Source organism: Rhodoferax lacus, from assembly GCF_003415675.1.
Classification (GTDB): Bacteria; Pseudomonadota; Gammaproteobacteria; order Burkholderiales; family Burkholderiaceae_C; genus Allorhodoferax; species Allorhodoferax lacus.
In genome coordinates this window covers 650,170-667,382 of the sequence record NZ_QFZK01000001.1, presented here as the reverse complement: position 1 = coordinate 667,382, position 17,213 = coordinate 650,170, and the positions used below count along the sequence as shown (strand labels likewise).

Genomic DNA, 17,213 nt, shown 5'->3' with positions numbered 1-17,213 from the left:
CTATGGGCTTGCAGTTAGACCAGCACGGCTTTTTCAATCACGACGTCGGCTACGGGCACATCATCATGGTGGCCCTTGCGCGAGGTCTTGACGGCCTTGATCTTGTCGACCACTTCGGTGCCCGCCACGACCTTGCCAAACACGGCATAGCCCCAGCCTTGGGCGGTGGGTGATGTGTGGTTCAGGAAGCCGTTGTCCGACACGTTGATGAAGAACTGGGCAGTGGCCGAGTGCGGGTCGCCGGTGCGCGCCATGGCAACGGTGTAGTTGGCGTTTTTCAGGCCATTGTTGGCCTCGTTTTCAATCGGCGCATCGCAGGATTTTTGTGCCATTCCGGGTTCCATGCCGCCGCCTTGCACCATAAAGCCTGGAATGACGCGGTGAAAAATCGTGTTGTTGTAATGGCCCTTGGCTACGTAGGCCAGGTAATTGGCAACCGACTTGGGTGCCTTGTCCTGATCCAGTTCCAAGGTGATGACGCCGTAATCCTTGACGTGGAGTTCTACTTTTGGGTTGCTCATGATTTATTTAACCAGTATGGCTGAGTTGATAAGAATGGTGGTATTCGGAACGTCCTGTCGCCCTGTGGGCACGGCACGAATCTTGTCGATGGTGTCCATGCCCGCAATGACCTTGCCGAATACGGTGTATCCATAGCCATCGGGCGAGGGTGCATTCAGGCCAGTATTGTCCACCACATTGACAAAGAACTGGGCCGTAGCAGAGTTGGGGTTGCCGGTGCGCGCCATGGCAATGGTGCCGCGGTCATTCTTCAGACCGTTCTTGGCTTCCAGTGGTACGGGATCGCGGGTGGGCTTCTGGTTCATGTCGGCTGTGAAGCCGCCGCCCTGCACCATGAAGTTGCCAATCACGCGGTGGAAGATGGTGCCGTTGTAGAACTTGTCTTTCACGTATTGCAAAAAGTTTTCAACGGTTTTGGGTGCCTTGTCCGCGTAGACCTCTACGGTGAAATCGCCCATGCTGGTCTGGAATTTGACCTGGCTTGCAGCCTGGGCCCATGCCGCTGTGCTGAGCACGAGGGCTGCGCAGAGGCCAACAACCGTGCGGCGACTGATGCGCGAGATATTCATTAGAGTATTCCTTCAAAAAATATTTTCCACTGGCCACTTTGCCGGGTCCAGTATTGTCGCTTGGTCCAGCCGGTCCGCTTGCCCATAAGGACTTCGCCAAAGGTCACCACCATGGTGTCGGCACTGTCGGTCCAGTGCAAAAAGGACACGTCCTTGAGTTCAATGTTGTTCCCCTGGGTTTTGGACAGTTCGGTGCGCAGCACATCCGACCATTGGCCGAATGTCTTACCGTAACTGTTGAAATCCTGCGTGTAGAACGACATGACCCGTTCCAGATTACCCTCTACCTTTGCTTTGCGCCAAGCTTGCAGGGTGTCATCAAAGGGCTTGCTCTCAGTTTTGACTGCGCGCGGGTCAACCCACTGCAATTGCGGGGCGATAACCACAGGTGTGCTGCCAACCTCCACAGTTTGAATCAGGTGCAGCAGGTCCGGGTTGGCCATGACCAGACAGCCGTCGCTTGCCAGCGGCGCGCGTGAAAACTGGTTGGGCGGCGTGCCGTGCAGCCAGATGCCGCCGCCTGTCTTGCCACGCTTGGCGTCCAGAATGTTGGGGTAGTTGATGGGCAGAGCCCCAGAACCGTAAAAGTCCTTGAGCGATTTTGCATCCAGATGGCTGGTAATGTAGTAGACGCCCAAGGGCGTGCGTTGATCGCCCTGCGAAGTCTTGGATACCCCCGCCTTGCCCACTGACGTGTAGTAGTTCGCCACCAGGGTCAGGCCACCTGGCCCGTTTTCAAAAAGGTACAAGCGCGAGCGCGAGGCATCAACTGCAATCGCGTGTTTGGTCTTCTGGGATATTTCCAGAAATTGGGATGGAATGGTTCCCTGTCGTGGTGGCGAATTCAGTGCCTGTACACGCTGGCGTGATTCGGCTCGCAATTCATCCAGCGCGCCAGCGCCAGCACGGGCCAAATCCGCGGGTACATCGCCCAGGGCATTGACGGGTCGAATCCGTGCTGCCAACAAATCCCCATAGACCAGTTGCCCGAGTTGGAAATTTGGGTGGTCATGCACCAGCTTGCCGGCACGCCCCAGGGCCTCCTGGCTGCGGCCGCTCGCCATGAGGCGATAGACCTCCAACAGGCGGGCTTCAGCCAGCCCTTCGCCAGACGATGACTGCAGCACATCGGCTGCCTGTTTGGTATCCGCACGCTTATGGCCAGTTTTGGCTGCGAAGACCGGGTAGGGGGCGCAGAGCAGCGTCATCGTTGCCAATAGCAAGGCCCAGCAACGACCCATGTGTTTGGCCATACCTGGGCTAGGCCTGTTTTTCAGGCTGCAACAGAAGTCGACGGAACAAATTTAGTTACCTACAGTCTCTTTGACGATGTGCCAACGGTCTCCCACCTTGGTGAAGTCCAGCGTCTTGCTGCTGTTGACGGCCAGTCCGCCAGCCTTGTAGTCCTGGCGGAACTTGGCCGTGGCATGGCTGCCATTCACACTCACACGCAGTTTGTCCACCCTGACGCTTATGCTGGCCTTGCTTGAAATGCGCAACTGGCGCTCTTCCTCCCAACTCTTGCGGCTCTGGTTTCCAGGAGGATTGAAGTCTTTGCCATAGGCTGCAAGATAGCCATTTACGTCCCGTGCAGACCAAGCGCGTGCCCAAGCTGCAACTGCCGCTTCCACTTCTTTGGTAGCTGCTTCATCGGCTACCGCAGCAACCTTGGTTGCCGTGGCCTGTGCGGGTGCAACAGCAGGTGCTGAGGCAACTGCTGTTGCAGGCGCCGGCTTGGCCGGTGTGGGCGAAGCCGGTGACACCGCTACTGCTGCCGGTGGTGGTGTTGCAGGAGCCGCAGGCTTTGGCACGGGTGCTGCCGCAACAGGCGCCGCTGCCGGTGGCGCCGCAGCAGAGGATGCTGCGACCGCGGTGTAGGGCACTTTACCGGTACTGAAAATTTCGCGGATCAGGGCCAGCTTGGGAGGAACAGCCTGGTTGCTGTTGTCCAGCTGCAAGGCCTTGTTGTAGGCCTGGCTGGCCAGCTTGGCATAGATGTCGCCAAGATTCTCGTGCGCGGTGGCATAACTCGGGTTGGTGCGAATAGCCATTTCAAGGGCTCCGCGTGCCTTGTCAAACTGGCTTTGACCGGCGTAGAGCACAGCCAAATTGTTATAGGGCTCGGGCAACTCGGGGAAGTCTTCGGTCAGCCGCGTGAAGGTGGCAATGGCCTCGGAAGTCTTGCCGGTATCGCGCTGGATAACGCCTTTGATAAATCGCATCTGCGGGTCTTTGGGCTTTGCTGCCAAGTACTGATCAGCCCGACTCAGTGCCTCGGACAGCTTGCCGGTGCGCGCCAACTGGGACACATCGGAATACTCATCTGCACGAGCCGACAGGCCGCACAGCAGTCCAATGGTGGCGATCAATCGCAGAGTCGAAAATAGAGGGGAACTCACTTGCTTCATACAACCTCGGGTGCTTATCGTGCGGGGTGCCTGACAGTCAGGATCTTTTTTTACGGAGGGCGCTTTATACTGGTACCCATTGTATCTGAGCACACTGAATCGTTCGATTGGTGCAGTTACTGCCTTCCACATAAAAACACAAGCTAACCTCCCGCCGTTAGAGCACCAAGGTCAGACCGAATTCCGATCCCTATGAGTTTGCGCATTTACAACACGCTGAGCCGTGCCATGGAGCCGTTTGCTCCTTCCGAACCCGGCCATGTACGCATGTACGTCTGTGGCATGACGATTTACGATCTGTGCCACATTGGCCACGCCCGCATGATGATGGCCTTTGACGTGGTGCAGCGTTGGCTCAAAAGCAGTGGTTACCGCGTGACCTATGTGCGCAACATCACGGACATTGATGACAAGATCATCCAGCGTGCGCTGGGCCGCGGCATGACCATACGTGCTCTCACCGACGAGATGATCGTGGCCATGCACCAGGACATAGATGCCCTGGGCATTGAGCGCCCGACACTGGAGCCGCGCGCCACAGAATACGTTCCACAAATGCTGGACCTGATCGCCCAGCTTCAAAACAAAGGCCTGGCTTACCAGGCCAGCTCCGGTGACGTGAATTATTCCGTGCGCAAGTTTCCCGGCTATGGAAAGCTGTCCGGCAAGTCGCTGGACGAGTTGCGCGCAGGTGAACGCGTGGCAGTGCAGGATGGCAAGGAAGACCCTCTGGACTTTGTGCTGTGGAAGGCCGCCAAGGCCACCGAGCCCGAAGACGCCAAATGGGATGCTGCCGCCTTGGGCTATCCCTTTGGCTTGGGGCGGCCCGGTTGGCATATTGAATGCTCGGCCATGAGCTGCCAGACGCTGGGTGAAACATTCGATATCCATGGGGGCGGGGCGGACTTGCAGTTTCCGCATCACGAAAACGAAATTGCCCAGAGCGAGGGAGCCAGCGGCAAACCCCTGGCCCGCTTCTGGGTGCACAACGGTTTTGTGCGTGTGGACAACGAAAAGATGTCCAAGAGTCTGGGCAACTTCTTCACCATCCGTGAGGTGCTGGAGAAGTACGAGGCCGAGACGGTTCGATTCTTTTTGCTGCGCACCCATTACCGGACTGCCCTGAATTACAGCGACGCGCATCTGGATGATGCGCGCAGTGGCTTGAAGCGCCTGTACACGGCACTTGACCTGTCGCCACCCGACAGCGTGCAAGCCGTCGATTGGAGCTCCGACCATGCCCAGCGCTTCAAGGCGGCCATGGACGAGGACTTTGGCACGCCCGAAGCCATCGCCGTGCTGTTTGACCTGGCTTCTGAAATCAACCGCAGCAAGTCCACCAGTCTGGCTGCCCTGCTGCGGGGCCTGGGCCACTGCCTCGGGCTGCTGCAACAGGATCCCAAGACCTATCTGCAGGCCGGTGCCCTGGTGTCGGAAGACCGTATCGCGGCGCTGATTGAGGAGCGTGCCCACGCCAAAGCGGCCAAGGACTTTGCCCGTGCAGACGGCATTCGCAAACAGTTGCTGGAGGAGGGTATCGTGCTCAAGGACTCTCCTGCAGGCACGACGTGGGAAGTCCAGCAATGATGGCGGTAGTAGAAGGTGTCGTGCCGGTCACACCGGCGTATTGGGAGGAGGCGTGCAAGCATCTGGTAAAAAAAGACCGGGTGATGCGCAAGCTGATTCCCAAGTTTGGTGACGCCTGCCTGCAAACCCGCGGTGATGCTTTTGTGACCCTGGCACGCAGCATTGTGGGTCAGCAGATTTCAGTGCCATCGGCCCAAAAGGTTTGGGAACGGTTTGCTGCTTTGCCACGCAAAATCACGCCAGCCAATGTGCTGCGCCTCAAAGTGGACGACATGCGCGCGGCTGGCCTCAGTGCACGCAAGGTCGAGTACCTGGTGGATCTGGCACTGCACTTTGACAACGGTGCACTGCACGTTGCCAACTGGGCAGAGATGCCGGATGACGAAATCGTGGATGAACTGGTGGCCATACGCGGCATTGGCCGCTGGACTGCCGAGATGTTTCTCATCTTCCACATGATGCGCCCCAATGTGCTGCCGCTGGACGACCCGGGCCTGATCACCGGGATCAGCCAGAGCTATTTTTCGGGCGATGTGGTGAGCCGCAGTGACGCCCGAGAGGTGGCCGCAGCCTGGGCTCCCTATTGCAGCGTGGCAACTTGGTATATTTGGCGGTCGTTGGACCCTGTGCCGGTCGAGTATTAACTGAACCGCCTGCCCCCGCAGGCACAGGTTCTTTCAGAGGAGAAACGCGTTGGCCAAAAAGACATTTCTGGATTTTGAGCAACCGATTGCCGAGCTGGAGGGCAAGATTGAAGAGCTGCGCTATGTGCAGACCGAGTCTGCCGTAGACATTTCGTCTGAAATCGAGCAACTGGCAAAAAAGAGCCTGCAGCTCACCAAGGACATCTATAGCGACCTGACGCCATGGCAAATCACCAAGATTGCCCGCCACGCCGAACGTCCTTACACGCTGGACTATGTGTCCGAAATCTTCACCCATTTTGTCGAACTGCACGGCGACCGGCACTTTGCCGATGACCTGAGCATCGTGGGCGGACTGGCACGTTTCAACGGAACGCCCTGCATGGTGATTGGTCAGCAAAAAGGCCGTGACACCAAGGAGCGTGGCCTGCGCAACTTCGGCATGTGCAAGCCCGAGGGCTACCGCAAGGCGCTGCGCCTGATGAAGCTGGCCGAAAAATTCAAGCTGCCGGTGTTCACCTTTGTGGACACGCCCGGAGCCTACCCCGGCATTGATGCCGAAGAGCGCGGGCAGTCCGAGGCCATTGGCCGCAATATTTTCGAGATGGCGCAACTCGAAGTACCCATCATCACCACCATCATTGGCGAAGGCGGATCGGGTGGTGCGCTGGCCATCTCGGTGGCTGACCAATTGATCATGCTGCAGTACTCCATCTACTCGGTGATCAGCCCGGAAGGCTGCGCATCGATTTTGTGGAAGACATCCGACAAGGCACAAGACGCGGCCGATGCCCTGGGCATCACCGCCCATCGCCTGAAGGCACTGGGTGTGATTGACAAGATCGTCAATGAGCCCGTGGGTGGCGCACACCGCGATACCAAGCAGGCTGCCGCCTTCCTCAAGCGTGCGCTGGCCGATGCGTATCGGCAACTGGCCGACCTCAAGGTGAAGGAGTTGGTGGACCGCCGCTATGAGCGTCTGAAGAGCTACGGCCGTTTTACCGACACCAAAGCCAGTTCCAAGTAATCAGACCGAAGAGAAGCCATGACGCAGTCGCTGGAACAGGCGATGCGCGCCTTTCATCCGCTTCTTCCACTGGGTGTGGCCTTGAGTGGCGGGGCTGACTCCAGCGCACTGCTGGTACTGTGCGCGCGCCAGTGGCCCGGACAGGTGGTCGCACTGCACATCAACCACGGCTTGCAAGCAGCGGCCAGCGAGTTTCAGGCGCATTGCCTGCAGTTGTGCGCTTCCTTGCAAGTGCCGCTGCGGGTAAAGGCCGTCCATGCCGCCCATGCCAGCGGACAAAGCCCCGAGGACGCAGCCCGCATTGCCCGCTACCAGGGCTTGCTGGAATTGGCCCAGGGTATCCAAGGTGATCCTGGTGCAGTAGCCCTGCCGTCCATCGCTGTTGCGCAACACGCTGATGATCAGGTGGAGACCTTGCTGCTGGCCCTGAGTCGTGGCGCCGGATTGGCGGGCCTGAGCGCCATGGGGGCCGAATGGATGCGGGGTGGGGTCAACTTTCACCGCCCCTTTCTGGAGGTCGCCGGCTCTGGGATTCGTGACTGGCTGGCGCGCGAGCAGATTGCTTTTGTTGAAGACCCCACCAACACCGATGCGCGCTTTACCCGCAACCGCATCCGCTCACTCATTACCCCCGCTCTGCAATCCGCGTTTCCGCAGTTCCGGGATACCTTCGCCCGGAGTGCGGCGCATGCAGCGCAAGCGCAGTCCTTGCTGGATGAAATTGCCCAAGAGGACCTGGCCTACGTACAGCGCGAGCGCGACGGATTGCCGACCCTTGTCGGCTTGCAGGGCCTGAGCCGACCCCGACAGGCCAATGCCTTGCGCTTTTGGCTCAAGTCCGGTTTTGCGGTGATTCCCAGCACCGTGCAATTGCGTGAACTGCAGGATCAGCTTGCTGCCTGCACCACACGTGGGCACCGCATCCACATCAAAGTGGGAAGCGGCTTTGTGGAGCGCAGGGGCGCGGTACTCGCTTGGTACAATCCTGTGGTTTTGCCCCACAGAAATTGATCCAATGGCTTTGATAGTTCACAAATACGGCGGCACGTCGATGGGTTCTACGGAACGCATCCGCAATGTCGCCAAACGCGTTGCCAAATGGGCGCGCGCAGGTCACCAGATGGTGGTGGTTCCCTCCGCCATGAGCGGTGAAACCAACCGCCTGCTCGGTCTTGCCAAGGAGCTTTCCCCCAGCAAACCAGGCGATGCCTATGGCCGGGAGTTGGACATGCTGGCAGCCACCGGTGAGCAGGTGTCGAGTGCCTTGTTGGCCATAGCCCTGCAGGCTGAGGGTATGGAGTCGGTCAGCTATGCCGGCTGGCAAGTACCCATTCGCACCGACAGCTCCTACACCAAGGCCCGCATCGAGTCGATTGAAGACGTCAAGGTGCGCGCTGACCTGGATGCCGGGCGCGTTGTCATCGTTACGGGCTTCCAGGGCCTGGATGACCAAGGCAATATCACTACCCTGGGTCGTGGTGGCTCCGACACTTCGGCCGTGGCCGTTGCAGCCGCCATGAAGGCTGCCGAATGCCTGATTTACACCGATGTGGACGGCGTCTACACCACCGATCCGCGCGTGGTGCCCGAAGCCCGCCGCCTCAAAACCGTGAGCTTTGAAGAGATGCTGGAAATGGCATCCATGGGCTCCAAAGTCCTGCAGATCCGCTCGGTGGAGTTTGCCGGCAAGTACAAAGTTCCCCTGCGCGTGCTGAGCAGCTTCACGTCCTGGGATATTGACATCAACGAAGAAGCCGCATCCGGCACATTGATCACCTTTGAGGAAGACGAACACATGGAACAAGCCGTTGTTTCCGGCATTGCATTCAACCGCGATGAAGCCAAAATCTCCATCCTGGGTGTGCCTGACACCCCCGGCATTGCGTACCAGATCCTGGGCGTGATTGCCGATGCCAATATCGATGTGGACGTGATCATCCAGAACGTCAGCAAGGAAGGCAAAACCGATTTCAGCTTCACCTGCAACCGCGGTGACTACGCCAAGGCCGTGGACCTGCTCAAGACCCAGGTGCTGCCCAAACTGGGTGCCAAAGAAGTGCTGGGCGACACCAAGATCTGCAAGGTTTCCATCGTTGGTATCGGCATGCGTAGCCACGTTGGCATTGCCAGCAAGATGTTTCGCGTGCTGAGCGAAGAGGGCATCAACATCCAGATGATCTCCACTTCCGAAATCAAGACCTCGGTTGTTATCGACGAGAAGTACATGGAGTTGGCCGTGCGCGCTTTGCACAAAGCTTTTGACCTGGACCAGCCGCTGGTCTGAAAAAAACCGCCAAGTCGTGCGATAATTTGAGTCGTCAGGAAACGTGACCGAGTGGCCGAAGGTGCTCCCCTGCTAAGGGAGTATGGGGTGTAGAGCCTCATCGAGGGTTCGAATCCCTCCGTTTCCGCCAAAGTTGAAAAGGCCTCTGCAATGCAGAGGCCTTTTTTCTTCCCTCAACGCTTGTCTGCTGTGCTGCCTGCTAGCCTGTTTGATGACCCGGGACACCGCCCATGACCGACCTGCCAGTTCATCCCCACAAGTCCAAGCCGCTACCCATTCGCCTGCTCCTGGCGCGGCCTCGCCTTTTTTTCAGTGCACTGGTGGGCGTTGTCATGGCGGTGGGCTTGCCCTATTCACTGCTGCAACTGCCGGTGACGAGGGCCATCGTGGGCTGGAATGTCGGTGCGCTGTTGTATCTGGTACTGGCAATGAAGATGATGTTCTGGTCATCCCACGAGCAGATGCGCCTGCGTGCACTGATGCAGGACGAAGGCAATGCCACTGTGCTCCTGCTGGTGGTGACGGCTGCCCTTTTTTGCATCGGCGCCATCGTGGCGGAGCTGGCCATGGTCAAGGAACTGCAGGGTCAGACGCGTTATGCCCATATCGCGCTCGCCGGGATGACGATTGCTACATCCTGGGCCTTCACGCAGACCATGTTTGCCATTCACTATGCCCATGACTACTATGTGACTGCGATTCGTGGCGAGCACGGTGGCCTTGAGTTTCCCGGGGGAGAGCCACCGGACTACGGTGATTTTTTGTATTTTGCGTGTTCCATTGGAACGTCAGGCCAAACAGCCGATGTGAGTTTTACCAGCCACAAAATGCGCAGAACCGGCACGCTGCATTGCGTGCTGGCATTTTTCTTCAATACCACCCTGGTGGCACTGACCATCAACATTGCCTCCGGGTTCTTTTGACCGGCGGCGTTTGGCTATTTTGAAAAGGGCCGACCGGCAAGTTTCATTCCCGGCTTGATGCCCTTCTTGGTGAACCAGCCCTGGTTCATTTCCAGCACATAGCGCACGGGCTTCAAAGAGCAGTGCGAGTCGGTGGTCTGTGGCTTCATGTCTTCCAGGTTGACGATGCTGCCGTCGTCGGCCACAAAGGCTGCCGTCAAGGGCAGGACCGTGTTTTTCATCCAGAAGCATTGCTGGCTGGGGTTTTGGAACACAAACAGCATGCCCTCGCCCTGCGGCATCTCCGTGCGGTACATCAGGCCAATTTGGTGCTGCTCCGGCGTAAGGGCCACTTGTGTATCGATCTGGTGGATGCCCACCGACAGGGTGATGCGCTGCAACTGGGTTTGGGGTGTTTCCTGGGCCGTGGCAAAACCCACGGCAAACCAGAGTGCGACAGGCAGGCAAGTGCGAAAGAAAGATTTCATGTTTGAATTTTGTCAGAAGGGGGCTGCTGTTCGGTAATGTAGCGCGACTCCCGTTTCGGCGGCGTGCCGCCCGTGCAAGCAAGATGCCCCAACATAGCGGCTGCCAGACCATTTGACCTGGGCAATTTTTTATTTTTATGCCTTGATAGTCATCAAAACGTCACCAGATCGTGTGGGTGGTGCAGTGAAACAGGGTGCCCGATAGAATGGAACGCATGGCTACAAAGAAACCTCCAACTCCACCCCCCAACCCGGTGCGCGTACCTGACCGGGATGAGGGCGGCTCTGTGGTGCTCGAGCGGGTTCCGTTAAAGACCAAGCCCCCCGGCATGTACCAGGTGGTCATGCTCAACGATGACTACACACCGATGGAATTTGTGGTGGTGGTAATCCAGGAGTTTTTTGGTAAAGACCTGGAAGCCGCCACAGCCATCATGCTCAAGATCCATCTGGATGGCAAAGCAGTGTGTGGCGTGTATTCCAAGGACGTGGCAGCCACCAAAGTGGACCAGGTGCTGGAGGCTGCACACAAGGCCGGGCATCCGCTGAAATGTTTAAGCGAGCCGGTTGATTTTTGAGGGGAACCCCAGACCTTGCAACTCTGTCGTTCAAAACGGTTTACAGTTATTCATCAACGCAAGGCAAAGGAAATCACATGATTGCCCAAGAACTGGAAGTTAGCCTGCATATGGCATTCGTGGAGGCGCGTCAGCAACGCCACGAGTTCATCACTGTGGAGCATTTGCTGTTGGCGTTGCTTGACAACCCCAGCGCCGCCGAGGTACTGCGCGCCTGCTCAGCCAACATCGACGACCTGCGCAAGTCGCTGGCCAATTTCATCAAGGACAACACGCCCCAGGTGGCCGGTACCGACGAGGTGGACACCCAGCCCACGCTCGGTTTCCAGCGCGTCATCCAGCGCGCCATCATGCACGTGCAATCCACGGGCAGCGGCAAGAAGGAAGTCACCGGCGCCAACGTGCTGGTAGCTATCTTTGGCGAGAAAGATTCGCACGCTGTGTACTACCTGCACCAGCAGGGTGTGACGCGTCTGGACGTGGTCAACTTCATTGCCCATGGCATCAAGAAGAATGATCCGCCGGAAGCTGCCAAATCCAGCGAGGCACCCAATGAAGCCGAAGAGGGCGGGGCCGAGAAGAACGAAAAATCTTCACCGCTGGAGCAGTACACCGTCAATCTCAACCAGTTGGCCAAGGACGGCAAGATCGATCCGCTGATTGGCCGCGAGTACGAGGTCGAGCGCGTGATCCAGATCCTGTGCCGCCGCCGCAAGAACAACCCGCTGCTGGTGGGTGAGGCCGGTGTGGGCAAGACGGCCATTGCCGAGGGCTTGGCCTGGCGCATCACGCAAAACGACGTGCCCGAGATCTTGGCCGAGGCCGTGGTCTATTCCCTGGACATGGGCGCGCTGCTGGCGGGCACCAAGTACCGTGGCGACTTTGAGCAGCGTCTCAAGGGTGTGCTCAAGTCCCTCAAGGACAAGCCCAACGGCATCCTGTTCATCGACGAAATCCACACCCTCATCGGTGCGGGTGCGGCTTCGGGCGGAACGCTGGATGCATCCAACCTGCTCAAGCCGGGCCTGAGTTCAGGTCAGCTCAAGTGCATTGGTGCCACCACCTTTACCGAATACCGCGGCATCTTCGAGAAAGACGCCGCCCTGTCACGCCGCTTCCAAAAGGTGGATGTGGTGGAGCCCACGGTGGAGCAGACCGTGGAAATCCTCAAGGGTTTGAAGTCCCGCTTTGAAGAGCACCATGGCGTGAAGTACGCTGTGGCTGCCCTGCAAGCTGCAGCTGAACTGAGCGCCAAGTACATCAACGACCGCCACTTGCCCGACAAGGCCATTGACGTGATCGACGAGGCCGGTGCGGCCCAACGCATCCTGCCGCCCAGCAAGCGCAAGAAAACCATCAGCAAGACCGAGGTCGAAGAGATTGTGGCCAAGATTGCCCGCATTCCCGCAGCCAACGTCTCCAATGACGACCGCGGCAAGCTCAAGACCTTGGAGCGCGACCTGCGCAACGTGGTGTTCGGCCAGGACAAGGCGATTGACGTGCTGGCTTCCGCCGTCAAGATGGCCCGCTCTGGTTTGGGCAAGGGCGACAAGCCCATTGGCTCCTTCCTGTTCAGCGGCCCCACGGGCGTGGGCAAGACCGAGGCCGCCAAGCAGCTGGCCTACATCATGGGCATTGACCTGATCCGCTTTGACATGAGCGAGTACATGGAGCGCCACGCCGTGAGCCGCCTGATCGGTGCGCCCCCGGGCTATGTGGGCTTTGACCAGGGTGGTTTGCTGACGGAGGCCGTGACCAAGAAGCCGCATTGCGTGCTGTTGCTCGACGAGATCGAGAAGGCACATCCGGACATCTTCAACGTGCTGCTGCAGGTGATGGACCACGGCACGCTGACCGACAACAACGGACGCAAGGCCGACTTCCGCAACGTCATCATCATCATGACGACCAATGCCGGTGCCGAGACCATGAACAAGGCCACCATCGGCTTCACCAACCCGCGCGAATCGGGTGATGAAATGGCCGACATCAAGCGCCTGTTCACGCCCGAGTTCCGCAACCGCCTGGACGCCCTTGTGAGCTTCAAGGCGCTGGACGAGAACATCATCCTGCGGGTGGTGGACAAGTTCCTGCTGCAACTTGAGACGCAACTGGCCGAGAAGAAGGTGGACGTCACCTTTACCGACAAGCTGCGCAAGCACCTGGGCAAGAAGGGCTTCGATCCGCTCATGGGCGCACGCCCTATGCAGCGCCTGATCCAGGACACCATACGCCGTGCCCTGGCCGATGAGCTGCTGTTTGGCCGCCTGACGGATGGCGGACGTCTGACGGTAGACCTGGACGACAAGGACGAGAGCAAGACCGAAGTCCTGCTGGACATCCAGCCGCTGCCCAAGAAAGAAGGCAAGTCCAAGCCGGAAGAGGCTACGGCCGGTTAAGCAACTGCCAGCTGTGTCAGCCCCGAGGGCTCAGTTCTGAATGAACTGGGCCCTTATTTTTTCCACCCGTGAGCGATTGGCGCCCAGGTCGCCCCGGCCCAAGCGGCTGGCCGAGCGCACCTGAACCACGCCTGCTGTGGTGTCCAGCCAGAACTCCACGTCGTCCGTAAAGTGCATCAGAGCGGTGCTGCACTGGGCATACAGGTAGCCAGGTTGTTGGTTGACGAGGACGCAACGCTCGGTATTTTTCAGAATGTTGGCCAGTGTATTCATCGCCTGCTCGCCCGTGCCCTTGAAGGCGAAGGGCGCAATGCTGGCATAGGCGCGCTGCGGTTGCGTGGGGTAGAGCTCTGCCTGGCTGCTCACGCTGTTGGGCGTGTCGGAAGGGGGCTTCAGACGCCCGTCACGTACGCCGAGGTCTGTCGGCGCTTGGCCATGCAGAAAACCCAATTGACCGATCAGCACCAGCGCGGCTGTCAGTACGAGAATAAAAAAGGCAATGAATCCCAGGACTTTCATGGAGGCTCCAAACAGCAAAAAGCGGATGCAGGCCGATTGCCCATCCTTTGCAGCCAGAATAGCGGATGTTGGCCCTTGGCCTTGAACCGATATACATGACCACTTTTCGCACTACCGTTCTCGCCAGTTTGCTGGCCCTGATTCTTGCGGGTTGTTCCTCGCCTCCCGTCATCACACCGCCGCCTGTGGACCCCGGAATCCCCGTGGCCAAACTTCCGCCACGCATTGGTTTGGCCCTCGGTGGCGGCGCAGCCCGTGGCTTTGCACATGTGGGCGTAATCCAGGTGCTGGAAGAGGCCGGCATCCGCCCGACTCTGGTGGCGGGTACCTCGGCGGGTAGTCTGGTGGCGGCAATCTATGCCAGTGGAAAAAATGGTACACAACTGCAGCAGGTAGCGGAAACCATGGAGGAAGCCACTATTGCGGACTGGACTTTGCCGATTTTCAGCCGAGGACTGCTGCGAGGTGATGCGCTGGCGCGTTACGTCAATGGACAGGTCGGCTCGCGCCTGATCGAGAACATGCCTTTGCCCCTGGGCATTGTGGCCACCGACCTCAACACCGGCCTGGACACATTGTTTCAGCGGGGCGACACCGGCACGGCAGTGCGCGCATCCAGTGCGGTGCCAGCCGTGTTCCAGCCGGTCAAAATCTCCGGGCGTGAATATGTGGATGGTGGCCTGGTGTCACCCGTACCGGTGCGAGCCGCGCGCAAGATGGGGGCTGAACTGGTGATTGCCGTGGACATCTCCAGTCCACCAGAGGGCAACTTGGCCGCTGGGACCCTTGACATCCTGCTGCAGACCTTTTCCATCATGGGCAAAAGCATCAACACCTTTGAGCTGCGTGATGCCGATGTGGTGGTCCGCCCGGTGCTGACCGGCATCTCCAGCGCCGATTTCGGTTCCCGCAAGCGATCGATTGAAGCCGGGCGCCAAGCCATGCTGTTGGCATTGCCTCAACTGCGCACCGCCATAGCTGCCAAGACACATTGAGGCAGGGGGCCTGGGGACTACTGCCCTTGTGGTCTTTCAGGTTGACGCTATAAAATGTAAACCTGTTTTGTCAGCTGGAGCCCGTATGACACTAGGTGAGCGTGATCGACTCATGGCGTTCTTGCGTGAGTTGGTGGACACCAGGAATGCACCCAAGGACCAGGCCGCACTCAAGTTGATCGGCAGCGCCGCAAGCCGGCAGCCAGATGCCGTTTATTTGCTGGTGCAACGCGTGCTCATTCTGGAAAGTGCATTGGCAGCGTCAGGGAGCCCGGTTGCGCTGCCCGCACCAGAGCTGGTTGCGGCAGCGCCCAAGACCGCTTCAGCAGATTTTTTCAATCCTGGCACCACGGGCTGGGGAGAGACAGCGCACGCCAGCCGCATACAGACCCTGGACAAAAAGCTCTATGACTTTTTCAAGCAGGCCCAAGCCAGCAAGGACCTGGACTTTGAAAGCCGAGGGCTGCGCTTCATAGAAAGGCACTCCGGGAAGATCTGGCTGGCGATACTGGCAGTGTCCGCCGCAGTGGTCTATTTCCGCTAACCCCGGGCGCAACCGGCTGTTTGTGATCGGCCAAAAAAAAGGCCCCGTTTTGCAACGAGGCCCTGAAGGGATCCCTGAACCTGATGGTTTCGAAAGGACCCGAGGAGACAACTGGTAGAAACTAAGAGTTCCTGATGAATTAGATTATCTCAGGGTTTTCCCTTGGCTTCAGGAATCGGCACACATAAACAACAATTTTTTTGCGGCCAATTTCGAATTAGCGCTTCTTGGCAGTGGGCTTGGCAACGCTGGTAGCGGATGCAGCCACCGATTGGAAGTTGGCTTCGGCCACTTCAGTGGCCTGCTTCACAGCCTTTTGCACAGACTCCAGGGCATTGGTAGCAGCAGCCACCGAGCTCTTCATGATGGCAACCGCTGCTTCAGAACCGGCAGGCGCGTTCTTGGCAGCGCTGTCCACCAGTTCGGCAAACTTGCTCTGGGCATCAGCGGCCTGGCCTTCAGCGGCCTTGGTGAATTCAGCGCTGGTGCTGGTGGCGATGTCATACAGGTGACGGCTGTAGGCAGCAGTCTTTTCAGCCAGGGGCTGCAGCAGGCCGGATTGCAGGGCGATCAGCTCTTGCACATCCTTGACGCTCAGAACCGACTGGGTGTGGCCAGCAACTTCCGACAGGGCAGCCTTGGAGGCGGTCAGGTTCAGTTCGACGATTTTTTCAACGCCTTCGAAAGCCTTGTTGGTCAGGCCAAACAGGGTTTCGATATTGGCTTTTTGAGCGGCTACAACTTGTTCAACGGTGAGTGCGGACATTGAGATTCTCCAAATAAAAAGATGTGATGCGATTTTTATATCTGCTACCGCGCGTCCCTTGGTTGATCCATGTTGCACCGCAGCATGGTTCGAATTGTAGTCAGGGCCTGTGCGATTGCAAGCACTCTTTATTGCATTGCAGCATGATTAGAGGTGCTTTTCTAAAGAATGCCGCAAACCCGGAAGTCGTCACGCGGGAGACACGGGCGGCCAGAGTGGCTGCAGCGGCTGGCAAAATCGGCACCTGCCTTTCGCACACACCAATTACGGAGACTGTTACATGACGCTCAATGCGGTAGACCAAGCCATCTGTTCGCGCCGCTCCATGCGTGCCTTTACCTCGCAGGAGGTGGCCCGCTCCGACATCGCGCACATCCTGCAGGTGGCCAGCCGCGCGCCCTCAGGCACCAATTGCCAGCCCTGGAAGGTGTATGTGCTGCAGGGTGCTACCCGCAATGCCCTGGTGGAGCAGGTCTGCGCCGCCCATGAAGCCATGCGTGCGGACCCGACATTGGCCGAGCGTTACAAGGAAGAGTACGACTACTATCCCCAAAAATGGGTCAGCCCGTACATTGACCGCCGCCGCGAGAACGGCTGGGGCCTGTACGGCCTGCTGGGCATCGGCAAGGCCGACAAAGACAAGATGCATCTGCAACATCAGCGCAACTTCCGCCTGTTTGACGCACCAGTGGGGCTGATGTTCACCGTAGACCGTGCCATGGGGCGGGGTTCGCTGGTGGACTACGGCGCCTTCATGCAGAACATCATGGTCAGCGCACGGGGCCTGGGTCTGCACACCTGTCCGCAGGCTGCCTGGAACGGCTTTCACAGCATCATCAAGCCGCTCATTGGTGCTGGCGCCGACGAGATGCTGGTATGCGGCATGGCGCTGGGTTATGCCGATGCAACAGCGCTGGTCAACACCTTTGATACACCCCGCGTGCCAGTGAAGGACTTTACCCACTGGTTGGACTGATAAGC

The 17,213-nt window shown here is 58.5% G+C and carries 18 protein-coding genes and 1 tRNA gene; 12 read left to right on the top strand and 7 right to left on the bottom strand.

The features are described from left to right. Window positions 1–14: 14 nt before the first annotated feature. The 4 genes from DIC66_RS03060 to DIC66_RS03045 all read right to left on the bottom strand — a co-directional run bounded on the left by DIC66_RS03060 (window position 15) and on the right by DIC66_RS03045 (window position 3,499). The gene (locus DIC66_RS03060; RefSeq protein ID WP_117173864.1) at window positions 15–521 is read right to left on the bottom strand and encodes a peptidylprolyl isomerase; all 507 of its coding nucleotides are present in this window, start codon (window positions 519–521) and stop codon (window positions 15–17) included. A 3-nt stretch (window positions 522–524) separates the two neighbouring features. Further along, entirely contained in the window at window positions 525–1,091 is a 567-nt protein-coding gene (locus DIC66_RS03055; protein ID WP_117173862.1) for a peptidylprolyl isomerase, read from the bottom strand. After that, window positions 1,091–2,299, bottom strand: a complete 1,209-nt coding sequence (locus DIC66_RS03050; protein ID WP_233505756.1) for a L,D-transpeptidase family protein — start codon at window positions 2,297–2,299, stop codon at window positions 1,091–1,093. The genes DIC66_RS03055 and DIC66_RS03050 overlap by 1 nt, the downstream gene beginning before the upstream one ends. Before the next feature lie 96 nt (window positions 2,300–2,395). Further along, window positions 2,396–3,499, bottom strand: a complete 1,104-nt coding sequence (locus DIC66_RS03045; RefSeq protein WP_117173858.1) for a tetratricopeptide repeat protein — start codon at window positions 3,497–3,499, stop codon at window positions 2,396–2,398. Between the two features lie 192 nt (window positions 3,500–3,691). On the opposite strand from DIC66_RS03045, the gene cysS reads away from it, so the two are divergent. The 7 genes from cysS (at window position 3,692) to DIC66_RS03010 (ending at window position 9,964) form a co-directional block, all read left to right on the top strand. Further along, window positions 3,692–5,086, top strand: a complete 1,395-nt coding sequence (gene cysS, locus DIC66_RS03040) for a cysteine--tRNA ligase (protein ID WP_117173856.1) — start codon at window positions 3,692–3,694, stop codon at window positions 5,084–5,086. After that, entirely contained in the window at window positions 5,083–5,730 is a 648-nt protein-coding gene (locus tag DIC66_RS03035; RefSeq protein ID WP_117173854.1) for a DNA-3-methyladenine glycosylase family protein, read from the top strand. Before cysS ends, DIC66_RS03035 begins: the two co-directional genes overlap by 4 nt. A 49-nt stretch (window positions 5,731–5,779) precedes the next feature. Next, on the top strand, window positions 5,780–6,757 hold the full coding sequence (locus tag DIC66_RS03030) for an acetyl-CoA carboxylase carboxyltransferase subunit alpha (protein WP_117173852.1): 978 nt from the start codon (window positions 5,780–5,782) through the stop codon (window positions 6,755–6,757). A gap of 18 nt (window positions 6,758–6,775) precedes the next feature. After that, window positions 6,776–7,768: a tRNA lysidine(34) synthetase TilS gene (gene tilS / locus DIC66_RS03025; protein ID WP_117173850.1), complete on the top strand. Its 993-nt coding sequence runs from the start codon at window positions 6,776–6,778 to the stop codon at window positions 7,766–7,768. A gap of 4 nt (window positions 7,769–7,772) precedes the next feature. Beyond that, a complete protein-coding gene (locus DIC66_RS03020) occupies window positions 7,773–9,041 on the top strand; it encodes an aspartate kinase (RefSeq protein ID WP_117173848.1) in 1,269 nt (422 codons plus the stop codon). A gap of 37 nt (window positions 9,042–9,078) precedes the next feature. Beyond that, window positions 9,079–9,171, top strand: a tRNA-Ser gene (locus tag DIC66_RS03015). 100 nt (window positions 9,172–9,271) lie between these two features. After that, window positions 9,272–9,964 carry a DUF1345 domain-containing protein gene (locus tag DIC66_RS03010; RefSeq protein WP_117173846.1) on the top strand — a complete coding sequence of 231 codons (693 nt, stop codon included), beginning with the start codon at window positions 9,272–9,274 and terminating at the stop codon, window positions 9,962–9,964. A gap of 14 nt (window positions 9,965–9,978) precedes the next feature. Here DIC66_RS03010 and DIC66_RS03005 read toward each other — a convergent pair whose 3' ends face one another. After that, entirely contained in the window at window positions 9,979–10,431 is a 453-nt protein-coding gene (locus DIC66_RS03005) for a DUF192 domain-containing protein (RefSeq protein ID WP_117173844.1), read from the bottom strand. Between the two features lie 206 nt (window positions 10,432–10,637). Here DIC66_RS03005 and clpS point away from each other — a divergent pair, with 206 nt between their 5' ends. Both clpS and clpA read left to right on the top strand, forming a co-directional pair. After that, window positions 10,638–11,009: an ATP-dependent Clp protease adapter ClpS gene (clpS, locus tag DIC66_RS03000; RefSeq protein ID WP_117173842.1), complete on the top strand. Its 372-nt coding sequence runs from the start codon at window positions 10,638–10,640 to the stop codon at window positions 11,007–11,009. Window positions 11,010–11,086: 77 nt separating this feature from the next. Further along, the gene (gene clpA / locus DIC66_RS02995) at window positions 11,087–13,408 is read left to right on the top strand and encodes an ATP-dependent Clp protease ATP-binding subunit ClpA (RefSeq protein ID WP_117173840.1); all 2,322 of its coding nucleotides are present in this window, start codon (window positions 11,087–11,089) and stop codon (window positions 13,406–13,408) included. Between the two features lie 30 nt (window positions 13,409–13,438). Here clpA and DIC66_RS02990 read toward each other — a convergent pair whose 3' ends face one another. After that, complete coding sequence (locus DIC66_RS02990) at window positions 13,439–13,927, bottom strand: DUF1499 domain-containing protein (RefSeq protein WP_117173838.1); 489 nt, start codon at window positions 13,925–13,927, stop codon at window positions 13,439–13,441. A 95-nt stretch (window positions 13,928–14,022) separates the two neighbouring features. Between DIC66_RS02990 and DIC66_RS02985 the strand changes: the two genes are divergently transcribed. Further along, window positions 14,023–14,922 carry a patatin-like phospholipase family protein gene (locus DIC66_RS02985; RefSeq protein WP_199534646.1) on the top strand — a complete coding sequence of 300 codons (900 nt, stop codon included), beginning with the start codon at window positions 14,023–14,025 and terminating at the stop codon, window positions 14,920–14,922. Window positions 14,923–15,007: 85 nt separating this feature from the next. Beyond that, window positions 15,008–15,466: a DUF2076 family protein gene (locus DIC66_RS02980; RefSeq protein WP_117173834.1), complete on the top strand. Its 459-nt coding sequence runs from the start codon at window positions 15,008–15,010 to the stop codon at window positions 15,464–15,466. A gap of 217 nt (window positions 15,467–15,683) precedes the next feature. Here DIC66_RS02980 and DIC66_RS02975 read toward each other — a convergent pair whose 3' ends face one another. After that, a complete protein-coding gene (locus DIC66_RS02975) occupies window positions 15,684–16,232 on the bottom strand; it encodes a phasin family protein (RefSeq protein WP_117173832.1) in 549 nt (182 codons plus the stop codon). Window positions 16,233–16,512: 280 nt separating this feature from the next. Here DIC66_RS02975 and DIC66_RS02970 point away from each other — a divergent pair, with 280 nt between their 5' ends. Beyond that, window positions 16,513–17,208 carry a nitroreductase gene (locus tag DIC66_RS02970; protein WP_117173830.1) on the top strand — a complete coding sequence of 232 codons (696 nt, stop codon included), beginning with the start codon at window positions 16,513–16,515 and terminating at the stop codon, window positions 17,206–17,208. The last annotated feature ends 5 nt before the right edge of the window (window positions 17,209–17,213 follow it).

Coding starts and splice junctions, on each gene's coding strand:
- DIC66_RS03060 (WP_117173864.1), bottom strand. CDS start 521: ATGAGCAACCCAAAAGTAGAACTCCACGTCAAGGATTACGGCGTCATC.
- DIC66_RS03055 (WP_117173862.1), bottom strand. CDS start 1,091: ATGAATATCTCGCGCATCAGTCGCCGCACGGTTGTTGGCCTCTGCGCA.
- DIC66_RS03050 (WP_233505756.1), bottom strand. CDS start 2,299: ATGACGCTGCTCTGCGCCCCCTACCCGGTCTTCGCAGCCAAAACTGGC.
- DIC66_RS03045 (WP_117173858.1), bottom strand. CDS start 3,499: ATGAAGCAAGTGAGTTCCCCTCTATTTTCGACTCTGCGATTGATCGCC.
- cysS (WP_117173856.1), top strand. CDS start 3,692: ATGAGTTTGCGCATTTACAACACGCTGAGCCGTGCCATGGAGCCGTTT.
- DIC66_RS03035 (WP_117173854.1), top strand. CDS start 5,083: ATGATGGCGGTAGTAGAAGGTGTCGTGCCGGTCACACCGGCGTATTGG.
- tilS (WP_117173850.1), top strand. CDS start 6,776: ATGACGCAGTCGCTGGAACAGGCGATGCGCGCCTTTCATCCGCTTCTT.
- DIC66_RS03020 (WP_117173848.1), top strand. CDS start 7,773: ATGGCTTTGATAGTTCACAAATACGGCGGCACGTCGATGGGTTCTACG.
- DIC66_RS03010 (WP_117173846.1), top strand. CDS start 9,272: ATGACCGACCTGCCAGTTCATCCCCACAAGTCCAAGCCGCTACCCATT.
- DIC66_RS03005 (WP_117173844.1), bottom strand. CDS start 10,431: ATGAAATCTTTCTTTCGCACTTGCCTGCCTGTCGCACTCTGGTTTGCC.
- clpS (WP_117173842.1), top strand. CDS start 10,638: ATGGAACGCATGGCTACAAAGAAACCTCCAACTCCACCCCCCAACCCG.
- clpA (WP_117173840.1), top strand. CDS start 11,087: ATGATTGCCCAAGAACTGGAAGTTAGCCTGCATATGGCATTCGTGGAG.
- DIC66_RS02990 (WP_117173838.1), bottom strand. CDS start 13,927: ATGAAAGTCCTGGGATTCATTGCCTTTTTTATTCTCGTACTGACAGCC.
- DIC66_RS02985 (WP_199534646.1), top strand. CDS start 14,023: ATGACCACTTTTCGCACTACCGTTCTCGCCAGTTTGCTGGCCCTGATT.
- DIC66_RS02980 (WP_117173834.1), top strand. CDS start 15,008: ATGACACTAGGTGAGCGTGATCGACTCATGGCGTTCTTGCGTGAGTTG.
- DIC66_RS02975 (WP_117173832.1), bottom strand. CDS start 16,232: ATGTCCGCACTCACCGTTGAACAAGTTGTAGCCGCTCAAAAAGCCAAT.
- DIC66_RS02970 (WP_117173830.1), top strand. CDS start 16,513: ATGACGCTCAATGCGGTAGACCAAGCCATCTGTTCGCGCCGCTCCATG.